Origin of the sequence: Azospirillum sp. TSO5, from assembly GCF_003116065.1 — a bacterium.
Classification (GTDB): Bacteria; Pseudomonadota; Alphaproteobacteria; order Azospirillales; family Azospirillaceae; genus Azospirillum.
Genome location: NZ_LGQY01000115.1, coordinates 30609 through 50641, shown reverse-complemented (window position 1 = coordinate 50641; position 20033 = coordinate 30609). Strand labels below are relative to the sequence as shown.

The window sequence follows — 20033 nt, the reverse complement described above, 5'->3', positions numbered from 1 at the left end:
GCCAACCACCTGAACATCACGGAAGCCACCGTGAAGGTTCACCTGAAGAGCCTGCTGCGCAAGATCAACGCCTCCAACCGCACCCAGGCCGCCATCTGGGCGCTGAACAACGGCATCGGCGACCAGACTGCCGAGGCCGGCGTCGCCGCCACCGTCTGATCCATTCGACCGCTCTGCCAAAAGGTCTCGCCCGCCTTCCGTCCAGGCCGCCCGCCCCTTCCATCCGGGGCAGGCGGTCGGCGGAGCGGAGCGTTGCCTTTTGCAGCGCTTTTCCGTTTCCGGAACCCTGAATTCGGGGTGTGGCCCGGCCCCTCGGCCAGGAAAGGGCGACGGGCATAGAGGAAGCGGTCTAAGACCAAAAGCGAACTACAGCGTCAGAACGGGCGTTCCTATGTGAACGTCCGGGCCGATGACGCCATCCCGGTGTCGGATCGCCGCAACCTTCTGGAAATGCCCGCGATGAACGTGCTGATCGCCGACGATCACCTGCTGTTCCGAGACGGTCTGCGCCGGCTGCTGGCGCAATTCGACGCCGACATGACGTTTTTCGAAGCCAGCACCTATGACGAGGTGCGGGCACTGTGCGATGGGACCAGACCCTTCGACCTGATCCTGCTCGATCTCGGGATGCCGGGCTGGACCGGCTTCTCGGCGCTCGGCGACATTCATGCCAGCCTGCCGAAGGCGCTTCTGGTGGTGGTGTCGGGATCGGAGAAGCGCTCCGACCTGCTGGCGGCCCTTGAGAACGGCGCCGCCGGCTATATCCCGAAATCCTCCAGCGCCAAGGTTCTGCTGGGCGCGCTGCAGCTGGTGCTTGCCGGCGGCATCTATCTTCCCGAACAGGCGATCCGCGGCGGCGACCGTGTCGAGCAGATGCATGGCGGCCACGGTGGGAACGGCTCCGGCGACACGATGGACGAGTCCACGGCGCTGGGGAACGGCAACGGCGACCAGCTGACGCCACGCCAGCGCGACGTTCTGGCCCGCCTGCGCGACGGCAAATCCAACAAGCAGATCGCCCATGAGCTGGGGCTGACGGAAGGCACGGTGAAGGTCCACGTCACCGCGATCCTGCGGCATCTCGGCGTCCGCAACCGCACCCAGGCCGCTCTCACCGCCCAGAGTTTGTGACGTTAGAGTTTGTGACGCCGGAGTTTGTGATGGGGGAGGACCTGCACCGCGCAGGTCCGCTACCACCTCTTTTCTCCTAACGCCGATCTCCTACCGCTGCGCGCGCTCCACCGCGGAGACCAGCGCCAGCAGCGCGCCACGCAGTTCGGCCGCATGGGTCCGCGGGCGGACGGCGACGGCGTCGGGCACCGCGACGACCGTCAAGGTCCGGCAGCCGGTCAGCCCGTCCTCCAGCCTCGCAAAGAGGCCGGCCGGGTCGCTGCCCTGCATCAGGGTCACCGGCACCCGCACCGCCGGCAATTCGGAAACAAGATCTCCCAGATCGCCGGACAGAACCGCCGGCAGCGCCCATCCGAAGCGGCCGGCCAGCGCATTCCAACGGCGGCGCATCGGTGATTCGGCCCCGACATCGTCGACGATCATCACACCGCCGACCCGCTCCGGGTAATCCAGCGCCGCGGCGATGGCGAGCGGCGCCGTCACCGCCCCCGCCACCAGCACCGGCCGGCGCCCGCCGCGCTCAACCAGCAGGGGGGACAGGATCGCCGCCCCGGCCGACGCCGGCACGGTCAGCCATTCCTGGCCCGTCGGCACATGGTCCAGCAGGCGCCACCAAGCCCCCTTGCCGGGATGAAGGAAGATCACCCGCCGTCCGGAAGGATCGCCGGCACGGTCGGCCGTACGGTCGCCCACCCCCTTCAAGGCCCCGTCCACGGCCAAGCCGGTCACCGGAAAGCGGGCGGCATTTGCCCGTCCGGCGCGGACGGTGGAAGGCTGGGTGTGAAAGAACACGGTCGCGGTCCCCGGTGCTGGCGTTCCGCGATGGGACTGCCCCATCGCCGAAGCCAACCCTAACGAAGCGGAACCCAAATCGTCCCGTACGATAAATCGGGCAGAAACCTTAACACGGCCCGAAAAGCCGTCCTGCCCGCAAAAGGTTTCAGCCGCCGCCGAAACACGACAAAAGCAAAGCAAATTCCAAGACTTGCCGATAAGTCCGGACCACAGGCCGCCGGCCGGCAAGGCAAGCGGTTAATGCCAAGCGGTCAATGCAGGGTCACCTCCTCGCCCTCGCCATCCGGTGCCACCGCCAGCGGGCGGCGCAGCTCGCCGGCCAGGCTGCGCCATTCCGGTGCTCCACCCAACTGTTGCAGCAACTGTGCGGTGAAGGCGAAGACCGCATGTTCCAGCGGCCCGTTGTCCTCGGCATGGGCATTCACGGTCAGGCAGGATTCCGCGGCGCTTTCGAAGATGGCCGCCGCGGCGCTGGCGCCCGGTCCGGGATCCGGCAATGGGATGGCCTGCGGCTTCTCCCCGCTGACGCGCAGACGCGACAGGTTGTCGGCCAGCAGGCGGGTGCGGATGGCGTTGTCGACCGCGGCGGCCATGGTGTAGCCGGCCTCCTCCTCGACGGTGGCGCGCAGGATGCGCAGACCGGCGATCAGCCCGCGGACCACATCGCCGTTGCCGCCGCGCTTGGCCGCCGCCGCGACGGCGGTGCCGAGGATGGCAGCGACCACCGGCGAGAGCGATTCGCCGTCGCCCGGGACGTTCGGCGCATCGGCGCCGGAGTCGGTGTTCAAAGCCTCGTTCATGCGGCCTCCGATCCGTGTGAACCGGAAACGGGCGGCCCGCCGGCGATGCTGCCGACGAAGGACCCGTCCGGATGCGTCGTCATGATGCCTGTACCGGATCTGTGGACCGAACGGATACGGTTCAAGGCATGGATGGCATACACCACCCCCTCTTTCGCGCCGCCGGACGGGGTGCTCCATCTTTGGAGTGGCCAAAGCCCGAAAGGCCACGATCTGAACGGCCCACCTCTAGGCGCGCGGTACGACCGTCCCCACATCTGCGGCGAAAGGGAGGGTTTCGTGTCATGTCTCTGCTCAGTCTTCTCCTCAACCTGCTGTGGCTGGTCACGGGCGGCATCTGGATGGCGCTGGGCTGGCTGCTGGCCGCGGTTCTGATGGCTCTGTCCATCGTCGGCCTGCCCTGGGCCCGGTCCGCCCTGACCATCGCCCATTACACCCTGCTCCCCTTTGGGCAAACCGCCGTACGCCGGGATGAGTTCCGCGGGCGCGAAGACATGGGCACAGGCGCCTTGGGCTTCGTGGGTAATGTGGTGTGGTTCGTGCTGGCCGGCTGGTGGCTGGCGCTCGGCCATCTGATCTCGGCGGTCGGCCTTGCCATCACCATCATCGGCCTGCCCTTCGCCTGGGCGCATCTGAAGCTTGCGCTGCTGGCTCTCTGGCCGATCGGAACCGAGATCGTGCCGTCGGACGACGTCGGCCGGCGCGTGGCCGGGCGGTTCTGATCCCGGTCCTGCGGCACCTTCCGCCAACTCAGCTTGGGGCGACGGTTTCCATCCCCTTCGCCGCCCCACCTTCCTGCCCGGCCTTTTCCCGCGCCTTCATCGCCTTCAGCATGACCGAGGCGCGCCAGAAGCCCAGCCCGGCGCCGTCGACGAAATGCACATGGCGGTCGGCCGTCACATCGCCGACCAGACAGGTGACGGTGGTGGCATCGGCCCGCGCGGTGCCGTAGCGGATCGAGCCGGCCTGGGCCGCCTGGGCCAGCAGCCTTTCGATCGCGTCCGCCTCCCCCTCCGTCACGTCCAGCACCAGCCGCGGCCCGCCGGCCGATTTGCGGAAATCGGTGCGCTCCGCCATGTGGCGGCGGTAGCGCTGCGGATCGAAGCCGCCGAGCGACAGCCCCAGCTTCAGCAGCAGGACCAGCAGCCCCGACCCTGCCAAGGCCTTGCCCGCCCGCCGGATGCGCGTGCCCAAACCGGCGCCGTCCCTGCCGCCGCGCGCCTCCATCAGCAGGGCGCGCCAATCCGGCGGCCAGCGCGCCTCCAGCCGCTCCCCCACCCCCAGCGGAGCGGCCCCGGCGGTGGGCACGATCGCCTCGATCGCGCGCTGGACGCGGGCCAGTTCCAGCAGCCCGGCCGCACCGGAATCGACCGCATCGACGATCACGCACAGTACGGTTCCGCGCCGCGGCGGCACCGGGTTCCAGCGGCAGGACACCGACTCCAGCCCCGGCAGCGGCCCTTTCTGCGGCGGCAGGCGCCAGCGCGCATCCTCTTTCACCCAGGCGTCGGCCGCCACCACCCCGGCGCCCAGGAACAGCCCGAAGCTGTTGCCGTTGCCGACATCGTGCAGGGCGGCCATGACTTCCAGCCCGTGGTCGAGCAGCGCCCGCACCGGCACCAGCCCGACGCGCAGCGGCACGTCCATCACCTCCGCCGACCAGTGGGCGAGCGCCGAGAGCGCGGTCCGTGCCGCGTCCTCCCGCCCCGACGGCACCGCAGCGATGGCGCCGTCGCCACCGAACTGGCAAGCTACCTGCTCCTGCCCGACCCTTACCGCGTCGGACAGCACCGCGACCACACCAGCGGCGACGAAATTCACGTCTCGGTGACGGCCCTGCCCGGCCAGTTGCGTGCTGCCGGTGACGTCGGCCACCGCCAGCGACCATCCGCCGTCCAGCGCCGCATAGCGCCGTGGGTCCGAGGCCTCGGCGGCGAAATCGCGGATCACCGGCAACAGCGGCATGGCGGACCCTCCCCAACGGGCAACGGCAAGGCGAGGGTCGACCGTAGCACGGCCCCGGCCAGGGCGGCAGGGTGGTGGAACCCTGAAAGTCGAGCGACATCACCGTCGAAGCGGATCCTGAATACGGAAATTTCCAAGCCGTAACCGATGCTTACGTCATTAACCGTTGTTAAAGGATATGGCGCCGAAACTGTCGGAATATGTCGGCACGGTTTCAGGTCTTCGAAACGAGGGGACGTCGCTCTTCATGTCTTGGCTGTCGAGATTTTCCGGAGGCAACAAGGAACCGGGTGGCACGAAGGCCGCCGCGGAACCGCGCAAGGAGCGCCCGTCCTCCCTGCCCAAGATCGTGATCGACCACCACGAATATGTGCCGGAGGAGTTCGTCCTCGGTTCCTTCCGCATCCGTCCCTATGACGGCGACCTGATCGCCAAGCAGAAGTTCGACTTCCGCCTGCAGTTCGACATCGGCGGCGATCCGGTCGACGTGTCCTGCATGGGTATCGTGGTGAAGCTGACCGCGGAGGCCGGCCTCGTCGCCCGCTACCAGTCGCCGCAGCCCTTCTACGAACGCAAGCTGGTCGACTATATGAAGGCCCTGAAGGGTCTGTAAGCGCGCAAACATGGCCGAAGATGGTGGTGCCGCGCGCCGGCTGCCACTATATCTATGGGCATGCCGATCCGACTGCTTCCCGAAACACTGGTCAACCGCATCGCCGCCGGCGAGGTGGTCGAACGTCCCGCCGCCGCCGTCAAGGAGCTGGTGGAGAACGCCATCGATGCCGGCGCCACCCGCATCGACGTGGTGGCGCGCGACGGCGGCAAGTCGCTGATCGCCGTCACCGACGACGGCTGCGGCATGACCGCGGACGAGCTGGTTCTGGCGGTCGAACGCCATGCCACCTCCAAGCTGCCGGGCGACGATCTGCTCGACATCCGCTCTCTCGGCTTCCGGGGGGAGGCGCTGCCCTCCATCGGCGCCGTCAGCTGCCTGGCCATCACCAGCCGCGCCCGCGGCGCCGACAGCGCCTGGAGCCTGACGGTGGATGCCGGTGCCAAGGGATCGCCGCAGCCGGCGGCCCTGGCCCAGGGCACGCGGATCGAGGTGCGCGACCTGTTCGCCGCCGTGCCGGCCCGACTGAAGTTCCTGAAGGCCTCGCGCACCGAATACGACCACATCGCCGATTGCCTGGAACGGCTGGCGATGGCCCATCCCGGCGTCGCCTTCACCCTCAGCGACGGCGGACGCGGCGGCCTGCGGCTGAGCGCGGCGCAGGGCGACCTGCTGGACGCACGCCTGACCCGGCTGGGCGCCCTGATGGGCCGCGATTTCCAGGAGAACGCCGTTCCGGTGATGGCACAGCGCGAGGATGTATCGCTGGCCGGCTGGATCGGCCTGCCCACCCTGCACCGACCGACCGCCAAGCACCAGCACCTGTTCGTCAACGGCCGCCCGGTGCGCGACAAGTTGATGGTCGGTGCCGTGCGCGCCGCCTATGCCGATTTCCTGCCGCGCGACCGCCACCCGATGCTGGCGTTATTCCTCGACATCGACCCGCAGGAGGTCGACGTGAACGTCCACCCGGCCAAGGCCGAGGTGCGCTTCCGCGACCAGGGTCTGGTGCGCGGCCTGATCGTCGGATCGCTGAAACACGCCCTTGCCGAGGCCGGCCACCGCGCCTCCACCACCGTCGGCCTCGCCACGCTGGGTGCCCTGCGGCCGGAGCAGTCCGGCGATGTCGGGACCGACAGCGGCTTCACCCCTTCTCCCCTGCCCTACGGCCGTTCCGGTGGCGGTTCGGGCAGCGGCTGGGGCGGTTCCTACACCCCGACCGCCGTGCCGCGCGGTCTGGCGGAGCGCTCCGCCGCCTTCCAGGCACCGACCCAGACGGGGTTGCCGCCCTTGCAAGGCCGTCTCAGCGGCTTCGGCAACGGCTTCGCCCCTGGCGCCCGCCCGCCGGAATACCGCACCCCCGACCCGTCCGCGCAGAAGCCCGAGCCGCCGCTCGACAGTCACCCGCTGGGCGCGGCGCGGGCACAGGTCCACACCACCTACATCGTGGCCCAGACCCGCGAGGGCATCGTCATCGTCGACCAGCACGCCGCCCATGAACGGCTGGTCTATGAGCGGATGAAGGCCGCTCTGCTGGAAGGCGGCGTGAAGCGTCAGGCGCTGCTGATCCCCGAACTGATCGAGCTGGACGAGCCATCCGCCAACCGCCTGCTGGCCCGCAGCGCCGAGCTGGCGGAGCTTGGTCTGGTGATCGAAGGCTTCGGCCACGGCTGCGTCATGGTCCGCGAGGTTCCGGCCCTTCTCGGCCAGTCCGATGTGAAGAACCTGATCCGCGATCTGGCCGAGGAATTGTCCGAGCTGGGCGACGCCCTCTCCCTGAAGGAACGCCTGGAGGAGGTCTGCGCGACGATGGCCTGCCACGGCAGCGTCCGCGCCGGCCGCACGCTGAGCGTCGACGAGATGAACGCCCTGCTGCGGCAGATGGAAGCGACTCCGCACAGCGGACAATGCAACCACGGCCGGCCGACGTATGTGGAGCTGAAGCTGGCGGATATTGAGAGGCTGTTTGGGCGGAGGTAGGAAGAGCGCTAGCATAAACCAAAGAGAGTCGTTCAGTAATTTATAATTTTATGATTCATAATATGGAATAAAATAATGCATGGCTTTACAAAAGTCCGCCGAAGAAAGCTATTCGGTCGCAACTTTCCATTTAGCCAATATGACAGCCCTTTCGGCCGTCGACCTACTGCGCTTGATCTCAATGTTATGCGATACCGGTCAATAGAGGTGACTCTTTATCTGTTCTATGCAGAAGAGGTGCGAAATCTCATTCTGGCCAACATGACTCCAAAGCTCTTCGAACTATCTGGCCGTGAAGATGATTAAGAACTCCCCAATAACAAATGCGAGTACACGGGAAGCAAGAATTTTAACATTTCGGAGACAACCCTAGAGTCACGATTAAACACTACCGACTCACCTGACCATAAAGCGGAGAGTGGGAGAAATTATGGAAGAAAAATTACCTCATCCATAAATTACGCATTAAAAGTAGGATTATTAGACAAGGAAGAGGTAGGTGAATTAAAAACTCTTCTTAATTATCGCAATGACATTGCGCACAGAATACAATCCATATTTTCTGATGTGAGTCCATCTTACACAGCGATTGATTTCACATCCTTCAGCGGCCAAGCATATAGAGGGCATGCCTTAGAAAGGATTCGCGGTTATAGGGATTTAATTTTAGAACGAGCAGCAAAAGGATTTATAGTGCCAATATCATTTAATTCATTAGTTTTTGATTTCTCCGAGAGAGCCTTTGAGTCTGAGATGAAGAGACTTCATCGCATTATCATTACCCAAATAGAAAAAGAGAAGTCGAGGATTAATACCCTCAGCGCTGAGCTGGACCTAAATGGAACAGGATTAACTGGAGATCTTGACCCGAGGCATCCTACAAACCGGCGCTCTGGCCGATTACATGGTGATGATTACATACCGTCAAACGGTCATTTGACAAAGCGTGGAGTCGAAATTTGCTTCCGGTTATATGATATTGGTAAAAGCCCGCTTGCCGTTGCTTATTTAATGGGCATTACCTTGCGAGCGGCGAAAGGTCGTTATAAAGGATGGTTAAAGGCGGGCGGATTGGGACGCATAAAGGCGGAAGTTCAGCGTTACAATTCTGAATAGGAAATTCCAATTACTTAAGACTCCATCGACGTAAGGACGGTGTAATCATGGATATCCGCCCAATCCGGTCCTATCAGGACCATGCCGCCGCCCTGGAGGAAATCGAGCGCCTGTGGGGGGCCGATCTCGACACCGCCGACGGTGCGCGGCTCGAAATCCTGATGATGCTGGTGGACGCCTATGAAGAGGCGAACCACCCGATCCCGCCAAGCGATCCGATCAGCGCCATCGAGTTCATGATGGAACAGCGCGGGCTGACCCGGCACGATCTGGAACCGATGATCGGCAGCCGCGCCCGGGTCGCCGAGATCCTGAACCGCAAGCGTGCCTTGACCCTGCCGATGATCCGGCGGCTGTCGGAGGGCCTGCATATCCCCGTCGATATCCTGGTGCGCGACTATACCGTCCAGCGGGCGGCCTGAAACGGTTCTCACATACGAAACGGGCGGCGCCCATTCCGAACGCCGCCCGCCTGCCCTCAGTACCCCACCGTAAACCGCTTGCGCTCGTGCTTCGGCGTCTCGATCTCGTCGACCAGCGCCACGGCGAAGTCCTCGTAGCTGATCCAACTGCGCCCCGCGCCGTCCGCCAGCAGCGCGTCGCTGCCCAGCCGGAACTTGCCCGTCCGTTCGCCCAGTACGAACTCGGCGGATGGCGACAGGAAGGTCCAGTTCAAAGCGGGCTCGGCCTTCAGGCGGTCGAGGAATTCGGCGCCCTTGGTGGCTTCGGCCTTGTAGGCTTCGGGGAATTCCGGCAGGTCGAGAACCCGCACGCCCGGCGCCACTTCCAGGCTGCCGGCACCGCCGACCACCAGATAGCGTGGCACGCCCGATGCCTTCACCGCGCCGATCAGGCTGTCGGCATCGCCCATCAGGAACATCACGGCGCTGACCACCGCGTCATGGCCGGCCAGCAGCGGGGCGAGCGTCCCGGCGTCGTTGGCGTCGCCGGCCTTCACCGTCAGGCCGGGGGTAGCGGCGACCTTGGCGGGGTCGCGGACGATGGCGGTCACGCTATGGCCGCGGCGCAGCAGTTCGGCCTGGATGCGGCTGCCGGCGCGGCCGGCGGCACCGATGATGGCGATGTTCATGGCAGGTGTTCTTTCACTAGGTTTCCAATGGTGACTTGATGGCCGTTTGGAAATCTGGTGTAAAGAAGGCACCTTTTCGTTACATGGTCACCCGCGCGTAACCGCGGGCGGCCGGCTGCCGGGGGATTTGTCGTGCACCAGTGCAGAACCGATCAGGATGGCAACGCCTATGCATCCGCCTGCCCGACGCGCCAAGCGCTGGACCGGATCGCCGACAAATGGACGGTGCTGATCCTCGGTCTGCTGGAAGGAGGGCCGATGCGCTTCAACCAGTTGCGCCGCGAGATCGAGGGCATCTCGCAGAAGATGCTGTCGCAGACCTTGAAAAGTCTGGAGCGCGACGGGTTGGTCAGCCGCAAGGTCTTCGCCACCGTGCCGGTCACCGTCGAATATTCCATCACGCCGCTGGGCGCGACGCTGGCAGAAACGCTGGTGCCCCTGCGCGTGTGGGCCGAGACCCACATCGCACAGATGCTGGAGGCCCGCGCCGCCTATGACCGGACGGACGAGGACGGTCCGGTCCGGCTGGATGTCGCATAGAAAAGATCGCGCCTAAACGTCCTCGCCGGGCCTCTTGTCCGCCTCCGTCCGCCGCAGCAGGTAATCCAGCCCGCCGACCCGGAACCAGCGATAGCCGTAGGCCTCCATCACCAGACGGTGGCGGCCCTCGGCGTCGGGTTCGCTGTGGTCCTCCGACAGCAGGTTGACCAGCCGGCAGGATTCGCCGTGCCCGTCCACGTCCAGCACGATCTCGCAGGGCTTGTCCGACAGGTTGTGCAGAACCACCACGCCGTTGTTGCGCCAGTCATACCGGAGAGCCAGCACCTCCGGCCGGCCGGTCTTCAGGATGCGGAAGTCGCCCCAGCCGATCTCCGGACACTCCTTGCGCATGCGGATGATGCGCTCGGTCCAGTTCAGCAGTGATTCAGGATCGCGGCGCTGAATCGCGGCATTGATCCGCTCGAACCCGAAGACGCCGCCGCTGATGACCGGGCTTTCCGGTTCGTCGGACTTGGTGAAGCCGCCATGCGGTTCGTCCGACCATTGCATCGGCGTGCGGGCGCACTCGCGTTCGGGCAGCGACAGGTCGTCACCCATGCCGATCTCATCGCCATAACGGATGACCGGCGTCCCCGGCAGGGTGAACATCAGGCTGTAAGCCAGCTCGATCCGCCGCCGGTCGTCGTGCAGCATCGGCGCCAGCCGCCGCCGGATGCCGCGGTCATAGAGCTGCATGGATTTTTCGGGCCCGAAGGCGGAGAACACCGCCTGGCGCTGCTCGTCGGTCAACCGGCCGAGGTCGAGTTCGTCATGGTTGCGCAGGAAGCAGCCCCATTGCGCGGTGGCCGGGCGCGGCTTGGTGATCTCCAACGCCTTGGCCAGCGGACCGGTATCGGCGGTGGCCAGCGCATAGAACAGGTGCTGGTTCACCTGGAAATTGAACATCATGTGGCAGCGGTCGCCGTCCTCGCCGAAATACTCCAGGTCGTCTTCCGGCAGGATGTTGGCCTCCGCCAGCAGCACGGCATCGCCGCGCCGCCACTGCACGAATTCGCGGAAACTGCGCAGCATGCCGAACTGCTCCTTCGGCTTGGCGATGTCCGCCCCCTTTTCCGCGATGATGAAGGGCACGGCATCCATCCGGAACCCGGCGACGCCCAGTTGAATCCAGAAGCCCATGATCTTCAGAAGTTCGGCATGCACCTCCGGGTGCGAGGTGTTCAGGTCGGGCTGGAACTTGTAGAAGCGGTGGAAGTACCAGGCCTTGGCTTCGCGGTCATAAGTCCAAGTCGATTTCTGCACGCCGGGAAAGACCATGCCCTTGTCGGCATTTTCCGGCTTCTTGTCCGACCAGACGTACCAGTCGCGATACTTGCTGTTGGGATCGCTGCAGGCGTCCTTGAACCAGGGATGTTCGTCGGAGGTGTGGTTGATGACCAGATCGATGATGACGCGGATGCCGCGCTGCTCGCAGGCATGAGTGAACTCCACGAAGTCGCCCAGCGTGCCGTAGCGGGGATCGACGCTGTAGTAATCGGCGACGTCATAGCCGCCGTCCTTCATCGGCGAGGTCTGGAACGGCCCCAGCCACAGGCAGGTCACCCCCAGCCCCTGCAGGTAATCCAACCGGCGCAGCAGCCCCTGGAAATCGCCGATGCCGTCGGCGTTGGCGTCCATGAAGGTCGACAGCGACAGATTGTAGATGACCGCGTTCTTGTACCAAAGGTCCCGGATCATGGCCGCTCCATCCCTTTTGCCGATCCCCGGCCCTAAAAGCGGGGCCGACAGGCGGGGAACAGCGGCAGGGCCGGTTTGGTTGCGGCGGAGGACCGGTCTTTGGCGGTAGGAGACCCTGCGGCAAAGTTGCAGGTCAGGCATCCGGCATCTGGCATGCAAAACTTTTTGCGGTGGCATGCCAGTTTGCTTATGTTGCAGCACAGCATGACTTGGCCGTCACCGTGGGCGATCACCGTCTGCGGGGGATGCCGTTTGCGGTCATGCGCTGTTGTTCCTGTCGACGCCCTCCCCTCCCCGATAAGGACGTTTTCGCCATGATCGAGACCCAGGCCCTTCTGTTCCTCGCGCTGACCGGCATGATCGGCCACGCCGTCTATATGGCCAGCGGCCGCGGCGGCTTCACCGTGATCGAGCCCGAGAAGGAGGAGACGGAGGAAGAGCCGGGCATCCTGTTCTCTTCCGACCGCTTCCAGCAGGCGGCCCGGAATGAGGCGAAGTCCGACAAGGCCAAGGACCGCCCTTTCTGGATCGAATGAATGATGCGGCCGACGAAATGGGCCGGGGTGCTTTGCGCATCCCCGGCCCGTTTTCATCAGCCAGTTCCCTGAACCAGCCCCCCAACCGTCCCCTTACCCGTTGGCGGTGCCGGCGGCGGCGCCGACCGGCACGGCATGTCCGGTTTCACCCTGCTCGGCCCGGCGCGCCAGTTCGGCGTTGCGGGCATGGTGGCGGGCCAGCATCGGCTTCAGAACCAGCAGCGCACAGGCCGCCGCGGTCAGGTCCATGGTGGCGGTGACGTACAGCACGGTCGCCCAGGTGCCGGTGGCTTCCATCAGCAGGTTGCCCATCGGCACCAGCAGAGCCGCGACACCCTTGGCGCAGTACAGGACGCCGTAGATCTTGCCGGCATGCTTGGTGCCGAAGGTGTCGGCCGAGGTGGCGCTGAACAGGCTGTACACTTCGCCCCAGGCCAGGAAGACCATGCCGCTGAGGATCAGGAACATCATCGGGTCGTGGCCGAAGCGGCTCAGCATGATGATGCCGACGCCTTCCAGCGTGAAGGCGACGAACATGGTCGCCTCACGGCCGATGTGATCCGAGATGAAGCCGAACAGCGGGCGCGAGATGCCGTTCATCACGCGGTCCAGCATCAGGGCGAAGGGCAGAGCCGCCATGGTCAGGCCGAGGACGCTGACCGGGGCTTCCTTCACGCCCAGATCGTGGGCGATGACGCCCAGCTGGGCCACCGCCATCAGGCCACCGGTGACGGTGCCGATGAACATCGCCCACATCACCCAGAACACCGGGGTGCGGATCGCTTCGCCCAGCGTGTAGTCGCGGCGGGTCTGCGCAACCTTGGTGGAGGCCTTGACCTGCTCCTTCTGCGGCATGCGCAGGAACAGCGCGGCGGCGATGATGATGGCGCCCTGCAGCAGGCCGAACCAGAAGAAGGTGGTCTGATAGCCGCTGCTGTGGATCATCGCCGAGATCGGCAGGATGGTGAGCGCCGAGCCGGCGCCATAGCCGCCCGCCGTCAGGCCAACCGCCAGACCGCGCTTTTCCGGGAACCACTTCAGCGCGTTGTTGACGCAGGTGGCGTAGACGCAACCGACGCCGATGCCGCCGATGGCCGAACCGACATACAGCATGCTGAGCGAGCCGGCATAGCTGTCGACGATCCAGGACAGGCCGGTGAAGAAGCCGCCGGCGGCGACGATCACACGGGGGCCGTACTTGTCGATGAAATAGCCCTCGATCGGCGTCAGCCACGTCTGCACGACGACGAAGATGGTGAAGGCGGTCTGGATCGATGCGCGCGTCCAGCCATGGGTTGCCTGGATTTCCGGGACGAACAGCGTCCAGGCGTACTGGATGTTGGCCGCCGCCACCATGCAGACGATGCCGACGACGATCTGCGTCCAGCGGACCGCATCGGTCACCGGCGGCGCCGATGCCGCCGGTTGTGAATTCATATGAGCCATCGTGCCTCCCGTTTAACTTGCCTGAGCCGGCGGCGCGGCCCCTCTCCCGGGGACCGGCACGCCAATCACGATTGCGGAATGACCCGGACGGACCGCTCTTGCTGACGGTTCTTTTCCGGAACTCGGCGCGGATGCCGACAATCGCTCGGAGTTCGATTGTCCCGATTTAGGAATGCCAGATATGTAATCTGGTATGCCAAAACCGGGGACAAAAAGACACCGACGGACGGATCGACGCCGTAGGCATACAGTCAGACAAAGTAAAAGCTATAACTCGCGTCGCGCTGGATGCCCGGTCCACACCGGTTCTTGTGTCGGTTCACCCGCTTTGACGTAGGTTCTGCAAAAAGAAGCCGTGCCGGTACCTGCACGGCCCCCTCGAACGAGGGTGTGCAGTCTTAGGAGATAGATAGATGCCGCCGTTTCCATAAGGAACCGCATCGGCGACACATGATCTTTTGCTCGGATTGTTTTGGAACTCAACAGTCCGTTTCGTCTTTCCGCATGATGGAAAAACACGGATGGCCGCCTTGGAACGCAAGGGATGCGTCACCACCGGCCTTTGGGCATGGTCGGCAAAAAATGAAACTCGGGGGATTGAAACAGCGGACCGGCAACCCCGGGGAGGGGGCCGCGGTGTCCGTCCCTGCGGTCAGGCCGGGCGGCGGACCGTCAGGAAGGCGACGCGGGTGTCGCCATAGCGGCGTTCATCGACCGCCGTGAAACCGTCGGGAAGAGGCAAGGGGTCGCGATCGGCAACCTCAACCACCGCGAGCGCGCCGTCGGCCAGCCAGCCGGCGCGCAGCAACCCCTCCAGCGCACGCGGCGCCAGCCCCTGTCCATAGGGCGGGTCGAGGAAGGCCAGCGTGCAGGCGTGGGACGCCGGGGGTGGCTTGGTCGCGTCGGCGCGCAGGATTTGGGCGTTCGCCACTTCGCGCAATGCCTCGACATTGGCGCGCACGGCGTCCAGCGCCGGCCGGCCCATGTCGAGGAAGCCGCACCAGGACGCCCCGCGCGACAGGGCTTCCAGCCCCAGCGCGCCGGTGCCGCAGAAGGCGTCGACGACCGCGGCGCCCTCGAACTCGGGCGCCCAGTCGGCATGGGCCAGGATGTTGAAGATGGCTTGCCGGGTACGGTCGGTGGTGGGGCGGGTGTCGCGCCCGCCCGGCGCCACCAGACTGCGGCCGCGGTGCTTACCGCCGACGATCCGCACGCGGGCGCTCCGTCCGTCCGCCGGCACCGCCACCGGACCTGTCGCCCCCGCCCTTCGGCCCGCCCCGCGGCGCCGGGCCGGCACCCTTCGGGCCGCTCCCCTTTGGGCCAGCGGATTTGGGGCCAGTGGATTTGGGACCCGCAGTTTTGGGTCCTGCCGCCTTGGACTCGGCCGCCTTGAAGCCCGGAGCCTTGCCGTCTCTCGGCTTGGCGTCCCGGGGATTCGCGTCCCTCGGCTTGGCATCCCGCGAACGGGCGCCTTCGGAGCGCGGGGACTCGGACCGGCCTGCGTCAGGCCGCCGGGTGTCGGACCGCACGCCTTCCGGCTTGCCGGGACGACCCGGCTTGGCCGCCGCACCACCGCCGAGAGACAGGGTGCCACGGGTCGATGCGCCGCGCCGGGCCGGCTTGGCCTCTTCGGTGCGGGCGGCTTCGGCCTCGTGCCGCTTGGTGGCGGAGCGCGGCGCGCGCTTCGGAGCGGTTTTGGCGTCCGTCTTGGCGTCCGCCTTGCCGGTCGGACGGCCGCCGGAAGCCGCCTTCGCCGGAGCGGACTTCACCGCCGCATCGGCGCGGGCCTTGGCGCGCTGCTTGGTCCCGGATTCGGCAGGTTCCGCCCCTTCGGGCGTGCCGAAGAAGGGGGCGATCTGTTCGCGCACGACGCGCTTCGGCACCTCCTCGACGGCGCCCTCCTCCAGCTTGCCGAGCTGGAAGGGACCGTAGGCGACGCGGATCAGCCGGTTCACCTGGAGCCCAAGCGACTCCATGACCTTGCGGATTTCGCGGTTCTTGCCTTCCTTCAGGCTGACGGTCAGCCAGGCGTTGCGGCCCTGGATGCGGTCCAGCGCGGCCTCGATCGGACCGTACTTGACGCCTTCGATGGTCGGCCCCTTCTCCAGCGCCGCCAGTTGCCGCTCGTCCACCTCGCCGAAGACGCGCACGCGGTAGCGGCGGGTCCAGCCGGTGGCCGGCAGTTCCAGGAAGCGGGCCAGTTCGCCGTCGTTGGTCAGCAGCAGCAGCCCCTCGGTCGTCAGGTCGAGACGGCCGATGGAGACCACGCGCGGCAACTCGGGCGGCAGGCGGTCGAAGACGGTTTCGCGCCCCTTCTCGTCACGGGCGGTGGTGACCAGCCCCGACGGCTTGTGATAGCGCCACAGGCGGGCCGGCTCCGGTTCCGGAATGACCTTGCCGTCGACCTGCACGATGTCGCCGGGGCGCACCACGCAGGCGGGGCTGTCGAGCACGCGGCTGTTGACCGCGACGCGGCCCTCGGCGATCCAGCGTTCGGCGTCGCGGCGCGAGCAGAGCCCGGCGCGCGCCAGTCGCTTGGCGATGCGTTCGCCGCCGTCGGCAGCGGAGCCGGCGGCAGGGGTGGCGGATTTGGATTTCTTGGCGGTATCGGAGCGGTCCATGGCCGGACCATAGGGCCTGGACGCGCCGCCCGCAACACGAGTCCAGTGCCCGGACGCCGGAATCCGGTTGACGCGCCGACGGCGGGGTTGGCACCTTGCCCGGCCATGCCGTCTCCCCGCTATATGGACCTCGCCTTCGCCGCCGCCGAGGCCGCCGCCGCACGTGGCGAGGTGCCGGTCGGCGCCGTCGTCATCGACCCCGCGACGGGCTCCGTCCTCGCCACCGCCGGCAACCGGACCGAGGAGCTGTGCGACCCCTCCGCCCATGCCGAGTTGCTGGCGATCCGCGAGGCCTGCGCCGCCCGCGGCCAGCCCCGCCTGCCCGGCTGCGACCTCTATGTGACGCTGGAACCCTGCGCACTGTGCGCCGCGGCGATCAGCTTCGCCCGCATCCGGCGGGTCTATTACGGCGCCTACGATCCAAAGGGCGGCGCGGTGGACCACGGTCCGCGCTTTTTCACTCAGCCCACCTGCCACCATGTGCCGGAGGTCTACAGCGGCATCGGCGAGACACGGGCCGGCGCGCTGCTGCGGGGGTTCTTCAGGGAGCGGCGGTGAGCGCCCCGTGGGTCTCAGTCGGCTCCGTTGCGCAATGTTATTGCTGACGCCATGCAATAGAATTGCGCAACGGTCAGGCTTATGCCCCGCAATTCATGCCATAGCAAAGACAGGTGAAAATCCCCCATCCGGAACAACCGACGCATATAGTTCGTGTAAATACGGTTCACTCTGTTAAGTGTTTGTTTAGCGAATATATGCTCATGATGCCCTGACCGCCTTCAGCCATCAGGAGTTACGAAATGTTGTCGTTCCGCAAGCCGCAGGACAATCAGGCCGCCGAAGAGCTGGCCCTGCTGGGGCGCCATGCGGGTGTCGGGCTTTGGGATGCGGTGATCCACAACGGCGATCCGATGCACGCGCAGAGCCGTTGGCACTGGTCGCCGGAGTTCCGCCGTCTCGCCGGCTTCGACCGCGACGACAAGGCGGGCTTCCCGGACAAGGTCGGTTCCTGGGCCGACCGGCTGCATCCGGACGACGCCAAGCCGACCTTCGACGCCTTCATGGCCTGCCTGAACGACCGCAGCGGACGCACCGGCTACGATGTGAATTACCGGCTGAAGGTGAAGGACGGCAGCTATCGCTGGTTCCGCGCCATCGGCGGCGTCGCCCGCGACAGCAGCGGTCTGGCATTGCGCGCCTGCGGTTCCCTGATCGACATCGACGCCGAACGCAATGAACTGGAGCGGGCAAAGCTGCTCGACCGCCATGCCGGCGTCGGGCTGTGGGACGCGGTCTTCCACAATGGCGATCCGATGCATGCGCAGAGCCGCTGGCATTGGTCGCCGGAGTTCCGCCGGCTCGCCGGCTTCGACCGCGACGACAAGGCGGGCTTCCCGGATAAGGTCGGTTCCTGGGCCGACCGGCTGCATCCGGACGATGCCAAGCCGACCTTCGACGCCTTCATGGCCTGCCTGAACGACCGCAGCGGCCGTACCGGCTATGATGTCGATTACCGGCTGAAGGTGAAGGACGGCAGCTATCGCTGGTTCCGCGCCATCGGCGGGGTCGCCCGCGACAACAACGGCGTGGCGTTGCGCGCCTGCGGATCGCTGATCGACATCGATGCGGAGAAGCTGTCCGAACTGCGGCAGGTGGAGATGGACGGCGAGCGCCGCCGCACCGTCTCCGGACTTGCCGAATCGCTGGACCGCGAGGTGGGCACCGCCGCCGACCGCGCCACCGCCAACGCCCAGACCGTCGCCGCCGCGACGGAGGAGCTGTCGGCCTCGATCTCCGACATCAGCAACCGCGCCAACGAGGCGTCGGGTGCCTCGCTGAAGGCGTCCGAAGAGGCGTCGCGCACCAACGCCGCGGTGGAAGCCTTGGTCACCTCGGCGGAGCGCATCGGCGCCATCACCAAGCTGATCAACAGCATCGCCTCGCAGACCAACCTGCTGGCGCTCAACGCGACCATCGAGGCCGCCCGCGCCGGAGAAGCCGGCCGCGGCTTCGCCGTCGTGGCGAACGAGGTGAAGTCGCTGGCCCAGCAGAGCGGCAGCGCCGCCGACGACATCGCCGCGCAGATCGCCTCGGTCCAGCAGGAGGCGCTGCACGCGGTCGACGCCATCCGCCGCATCGGCGCCATCGTCACCGACGTTCAGCAGATCTCCACGACCATCGCCGCCGCCGTGTCGCAGCAGGAATCGGCGACCAAGGAGATCGCCCACAGCGTCACCCGCGTGGTCCGCGACATCGAGGTGGTGTCGCAGAACATCGCCACCGCATCGGAGCGGCTGCGGGCGTGATGCTGAAATGAAAAGGGGGCGCAGCGATGCGCCCCCGGTTTCCTGTCGAAGCGGAAGCGGCCCTTACCGCCCCACCGCCCGCCAGCCGATGTCGCGGCGGCAGAAGCCGTCCGGCCAGTCCAGCGCGTCCACCGCCTTGTAGGCCGCCGCCTGCGCCTCGGCCACCGTCGGGGCCAGCGCGGTGACGCCCAGCACCCGGCCGCCGACCGAAAGCACACGGCCATCCTCGGCGCGCTTGGTGCCGGCGTGGAAGACGGTCACATTCTCCACCGCACCGGCCTTGTCCAGCCCGCGGATCTCGGTGTTCTTGGCATAGTCGCCAGGGTAGCCGTTGGCCGCCATCACCACGCACAGCGCGGTCTGGTCGTGCCAGCGCAGGTCGATGCTGTCCAGCACGCCATCGGCAGCCGCCACCAGCGCCGCCAGCGCGTCGGACTTCAACCGCATCATCAGCGTCTGGCATTCCGGATCGCCGAAGCGGACATTGAACTCCAGCGTCTTCGGCACCGGACCGTCCGGCGTCTGCATGATCATCAGGCCGGCGAACAGCACGCCCTTGAACGGCTTGCCTTCCGCCGCCATGCCCTTGACCGTCGGCAGGATGATCTCGCGCATCACGCGGTCCTGCAGGTCGGGGGTCAGCACCGGCGCCGGGGAGTAGGCGCCCATGCCGCCGGTGTTGGGGCCGGTGTCGCCGTCGCCGACCGCCTTGTGGTCCTGGGCGGAAGCCAGCGGCAGCGCGTTCTCGCCGTCGCACAGCGCGAAGAAGCTGACCTCCTCGCCATCCAGGAACTCCTCGACCACCACCTCGGCACCGGCGGCGCCGAAGCGGCCGCCGACCAGCGCGTCGTCGATGGCCTCGAAGGCTTCCTGCTCGGTTCGGGCGACGGTGACGCCCTTGCCGGCGGCCAGACCGTCGGCCTTCACCACAATTGGCGCGCCATGCTTGCGGACATAGGCCTTGGCGGCCTCCGGGTCCTTGAAGCGCTCGTAGAAGGCGGTGGGCACCCCGTACTTCGCCAGGATGTCCTTCATGAAGCCCTTGGAGCCTTCAAGCTCCGCCGCCGCGGCGCTGGGGCCGAAGGCCTTGACGCCCAGCGCGGTCAGCTTGTCGACCAGACCCAGCACCAGCGGGCCTTCCGGACCGACGACGACGAAGTCGATGGCGTTGTCCTGGACGAAGCGCACCAGCCCATCAACGTCTTCCGACCCGATGGGAACCAGCGTGGCGACATCGGCGATGCCGGCGTTGCCCGGCGCGCAATAGAGCGCGTCGCACAGCGGCGAATTGGCAATGGCCCAGCAGAGCGCGTGCTCACGACCGCCCGATCCGACGACGAGGACTTTCATGGGGTGGCGCTCCTTCCGCCTTGTTGCGAACTGCGCGCCTTGTATC

General features: G+C 66.3%; 19 protein-coding genes and 1 pseudogene. 11 read left to right on the top strand and 9 right to left on the bottom strand.

The window, feature by feature from the left end:
- Both TSO5_RS25260 and TSO5_RS25255 read left to right on the top strand, forming a co-directional pair.
- On the top strand, positions 1-159 hold a 159-nt coding region (locus tag TSO5_RS25260; RefSeq protein WP_146203838.1), incomplete at its 5' end, for a LuxR C-terminal-related transcriptional regulator.
- 300 nt (positions 160-459) lie between these two features.
- Positions 460-1131 carry a response regulator transcription factor gene (locus TSO5_RS25255; protein ID WP_109154213.1) on the top strand — a complete coding sequence of 224 codons (672 nt, stop codon included), beginning with the start codon at positions 460-462 and terminating at the stop codon, positions 1129-1131.
- A 90-nt stretch (positions 1132-1221) separates the two neighbouring features.
- Here the strand turns inward: TSO5_RS25255 and TSO5_RS25250 are convergent, their stop codons facing one another.
- Positions 1222-1923: an alpha/beta hydrolase gene (locus TSO5_RS25250; RefSeq protein ID WP_109154210.1), complete on the bottom strand. Its 702-nt coding sequence runs from the start codon at positions 1921-1923 to the stop codon at positions 1222-1224.
- 254 nt (positions 1924-2177) lie between these two features.
- On the bottom strand, positions 2178-2726 hold the full coding sequence (locus TSO5_RS25245; RefSeq protein ID WP_109073883.1) for a hypothetical protein: 549 nt from the start codon (positions 2724-2726) through the stop codon (positions 2178-2180).
- A gap of 284 nt (positions 2727-3010) precedes the next feature.
- Here TSO5_RS25245 and TSO5_RS25240 point away from each other — a divergent pair, with 284 nt between their 5' ends.
- Positions 3011-3448: a YccF domain-containing protein gene (locus TSO5_RS25240; RefSeq protein WP_109154209.1), complete on the top strand. Its 438-nt coding sequence runs from the start codon at positions 3011-3013 to the stop codon at positions 3446-3448.
- Positions 3449-3476: 28 nt separating this feature from the next.
- Here the strand turns inward: TSO5_RS25240 and TSO5_RS25235 are convergent, their stop codons facing one another.
- A complete protein-coding gene (locus TSO5_RS25235; protein WP_109154208.1) occupies positions 3477-4691 on the bottom strand; it encodes a DUF3095 family protein in 1215 nt (404 codons plus the stop codon).
- Positions 4692-4938: 247 nt separating this feature from the next.
- Here TSO5_RS25235 and TSO5_RS25230 point away from each other — a divergent pair, with 247 nt between their 5' ends.
- The 4 genes from TSO5_RS25230 (at position 4939) to TSO5_RS25220 (ending at position 8822) form a co-directional block, all read left to right on the top strand.
- Entirely contained in the window at positions 4939-5304 is a 366-nt protein-coding gene (locus TSO5_RS25230) for a hypothetical protein (protein ID WP_109154207.1), read from the top strand.
- Positions 5305-5364: 60 nt separating this feature from the next.
- The gene (mutL, locus tag TSO5_RS25225) at positions 5365-7284 is read left to right on the top strand and encodes a DNA mismatch repair endonuclease MutL (RefSeq protein ID WP_109154212.1); all 1920 of its coding nucleotides are present in this window, start codon (positions 5365-5367) and stop codon (positions 7282-7284) included.
- A 753-nt stretch (positions 7285-8037) separates the two neighbouring features.
- Positions 8038-8400, top strand: coding sequence for a hypothetical protein (locus tag TSO5_RS32385; RefSeq protein WP_146203837.1), 363 nt, complete (start codon positions 8038-8040; stop codon positions 8398-8400).
- 47 nt (positions 8401-8447) lie between these two features.
- Positions 8448-8822: a helix-turn-helix domain-containing protein gene (locus TSO5_RS25220; protein WP_109154206.1), complete on the top strand. Its 375-nt coding sequence runs from the start codon at positions 8448-8450 to the stop codon at positions 8820-8822.
- A gap of 56 nt (positions 8823-8878) precedes the next feature.
- Here TSO5_RS25220 and TSO5_RS25215 read toward each other — a convergent pair whose 3' ends face one another.
- Positions 8879-9490 carry an NAD(P)-dependent oxidoreductase gene (locus TSO5_RS25215; RefSeq protein WP_109154205.1) on the bottom strand — a complete coding sequence of 204 codons (612 nt, stop codon included), beginning with the start codon at positions 9488-9490 and terminating at the stop codon, positions 8879-8881.
- A 132-nt stretch (positions 9491-9622) separates the two neighbouring features.
- Here TSO5_RS25215 and TSO5_RS25210 point away from each other — a divergent pair, with 132 nt between their 5' ends.
- Positions 9623-10030: a helix-turn-helix domain-containing protein gene (locus TSO5_RS25210; RefSeq protein ID WP_109154204.1), complete on the top strand. Its 408-nt coding sequence runs from the start codon at positions 9623-9625 to the stop codon at positions 10028-10030.
- 12 nt (positions 10031-10042) lie between these two features.
- Here the strand turns inward: TSO5_RS25210 and TSO5_RS25205 are convergent, their stop codons facing one another.
- Positions 10043-11728 carry an alpha-amylase family protein gene (locus TSO5_RS25205; protein WP_109154203.1) on the bottom strand — a complete coding sequence of 562 codons (1686 nt, stop codon included), beginning with the start codon at positions 11726-11728 and terminating at the stop codon, positions 10043-10045.
- Between the two features lie 314 nt (positions 11729-12042).
- Here TSO5_RS25205 and TSO5_RS25200 point away from each other — a divergent pair, with 314 nt between their 5' ends.
- Complete coding sequence (locus TSO5_RS25200) at positions 12043-12264, top strand: hypothetical protein (protein ID WP_109154202.1); 222 nt, start codon at positions 12043-12045, stop codon at positions 12262-12264.
- A 93-nt stretch (positions 12265-12357) separates the two neighbouring features.
- On the opposite strand, the gene oxlT is transcribed toward TSO5_RS25200, so the two are convergent.
- From oxlT to TSO5_RS33495, 3 genes and pseudogenes are all read right to left on the bottom strand, one after another.
- Positions 12358-13701 (bottom strand): oxalate/formate MFS antiporter, encoded by a 1344-nt coding sequence (oxlT, locus tag TSO5_RS25195; protein ID WP_109154201.1) that lies wholly within the window; start codon positions 13699-13701, stop codon positions 12358-12360.
- Positions 13702-14362: 661 nt separating this feature from the next.
- Positions 14363-14923 (bottom strand): 16S rRNA (guanine(966)-N(2))-methyltransferase RsmD, encoded by a 561-nt coding sequence (gene rsmD, locus TSO5_RS25190; RefSeq protein ID WP_109154211.1) that lies wholly within the window; start codon positions 14921-14923, stop codon positions 14363-14365.
- A gap of 640 nt (positions 14924-15563) precedes the next feature.
- Positions 15564-16331: pseudogene (locus TSO5_RS33495) on the bottom strand (pseudouridine synthase); the annotation flags it as partial.
- Positions 16332-16436: 105 nt separating this feature from the next.
- Between TSO5_RS33495 and TSO5_RS25180 the strand changes: the two are divergent.
- Both TSO5_RS25180 and TSO5_RS25175 read left to right on the top strand, forming a co-directional pair.
- Positions 16437-16889, top strand: coding sequence for a nucleoside deaminase (locus TSO5_RS25180; RefSeq protein ID WP_109154199.1), 453 nt, complete (start codon positions 16437-16439; stop codon positions 16887-16889).
- Positions 16890-17131: 242 nt separating this feature from the next.
- Complete coding sequence (locus tag TSO5_RS25175) at positions 17132-18637, top strand: PAS domain-containing protein (protein WP_109154198.1); 1506 nt, start codon at positions 17132-17134, stop codon at positions 18635-18637.
- A gap of 63 nt (positions 18638-18700) precedes the next feature.
- Here the strand turns inward: TSO5_RS25175 and purD are convergent, their stop codons facing one another.
- A complete protein-coding gene (purD, locus tag TSO5_RS25170; protein ID WP_109073899.1) occupies positions 18701-19987 on the bottom strand; it encodes a phosphoribosylamine--glycine ligase in 1287 nt (428 codons plus the stop codon).
- Between the last annotated feature and the right edge of the window lie 46 nt (positions 19988-20033).

Bases quoted from the DNA above. Each gene is read 5' to 3' on its own strand.
- TSO5_RS25245 (WP_109073883.1), bottom strand. From the start codon at position 2,726: ATGAACGAGGCTTTGAACACCGACTCCGGCGCCGATGCGCCGAACGTC.
- TSO5_RS25180 (WP_109154199.1), top strand. From the start codon at position 16,437: ATGCCGTCTCCCCGCTATATGGACCTCGCCTTCGCCGCCGCCGAGGCC.
- TSO5_RS25240 (WP_109154209.1), top strand. From the start codon at position 3,011: ATGTCTCTGCTCAGTCTTCTCCTCAACCTGCTGTGGCTGGTCACGGGC.
- TSO5_RS32385 (WP_146203837.1), top strand. From the start codon at position 8,038: ATGAAGAGACTTCATCGCATTATCATTACCCAAATAGAAAAAGAGAAG.
- TSO5_RS25230 (WP_109154207.1), top strand. From the start codon at position 4,939: ATGTCTTGGCTGTCGAGATTTTCCGGAGGCAACAAGGAACCGGGTGGC.
- TSO5_RS25175 (WP_109154198.1), top strand. From the start codon at position 17,132: ATGTTGTCGTTCCGCAAGCCGCAGGACAATCAGGCCGCCGAAGAGCTG.
- TSO5_RS25215 (WP_109154205.1), bottom strand. From the start codon at position 9,490: ATGAACATCGCCATCATCGGTGCCGCCGGCCGCGCCGGCAGCCGCATC.
- TSO5_RS25255 (WP_109154213.1), top strand. From the start codon at position 460: ATGAACGTGCTGATCGCCGACGATCACCTGCTGTTCCGAGACGGTCTG.
- TSO5_RS25235 (WP_109154208.1), bottom strand. From the start codon at position 4,691: ATGCCGCTGTTGCCGGTGATCCGCGATTTCGCCGCCGAGGCCTCGGAC.
- TSO5_RS25205 (WP_109154203.1), bottom strand. From the start codon at position 11,728: ATGATCCGGGACCTTTGGTACAAGAACGCGGTCATCTACAATCTGTCG.
- mutL (WP_109154212.1), top strand. From the start codon at position 5,365: ATGCCGATCCGACTGCTTCCCGAAACACTGGTCAACCGCATCGCCGCC.
- TSO5_RS25220 (WP_109154206.1), top strand. From the start codon at position 8,448: ATGGATATCCGCCCAATCCGGTCCTATCAGGACCATGCCGCCGCCCTG.
- oxlT (WP_109154201.1), bottom strand. From the start codon at position 13,701: ATGAATTCACAACCGGCGGCATCGGCGCCGCCGGTGACCGATGCGGTC.
- purD (WP_109073899.1), bottom strand. From the start codon at position 19,987: ATGAAAGTCCTCGTCGTCGGATCGGGCGGTCGTGAGCACGCGCTCTGC.
- TSO5_RS25200 (WP_109154202.1), top strand. From the start codon at position 12,043: ATGATCGAGACCCAGGCCCTTCTGTTCCTCGCGCTGACCGGCATGATC.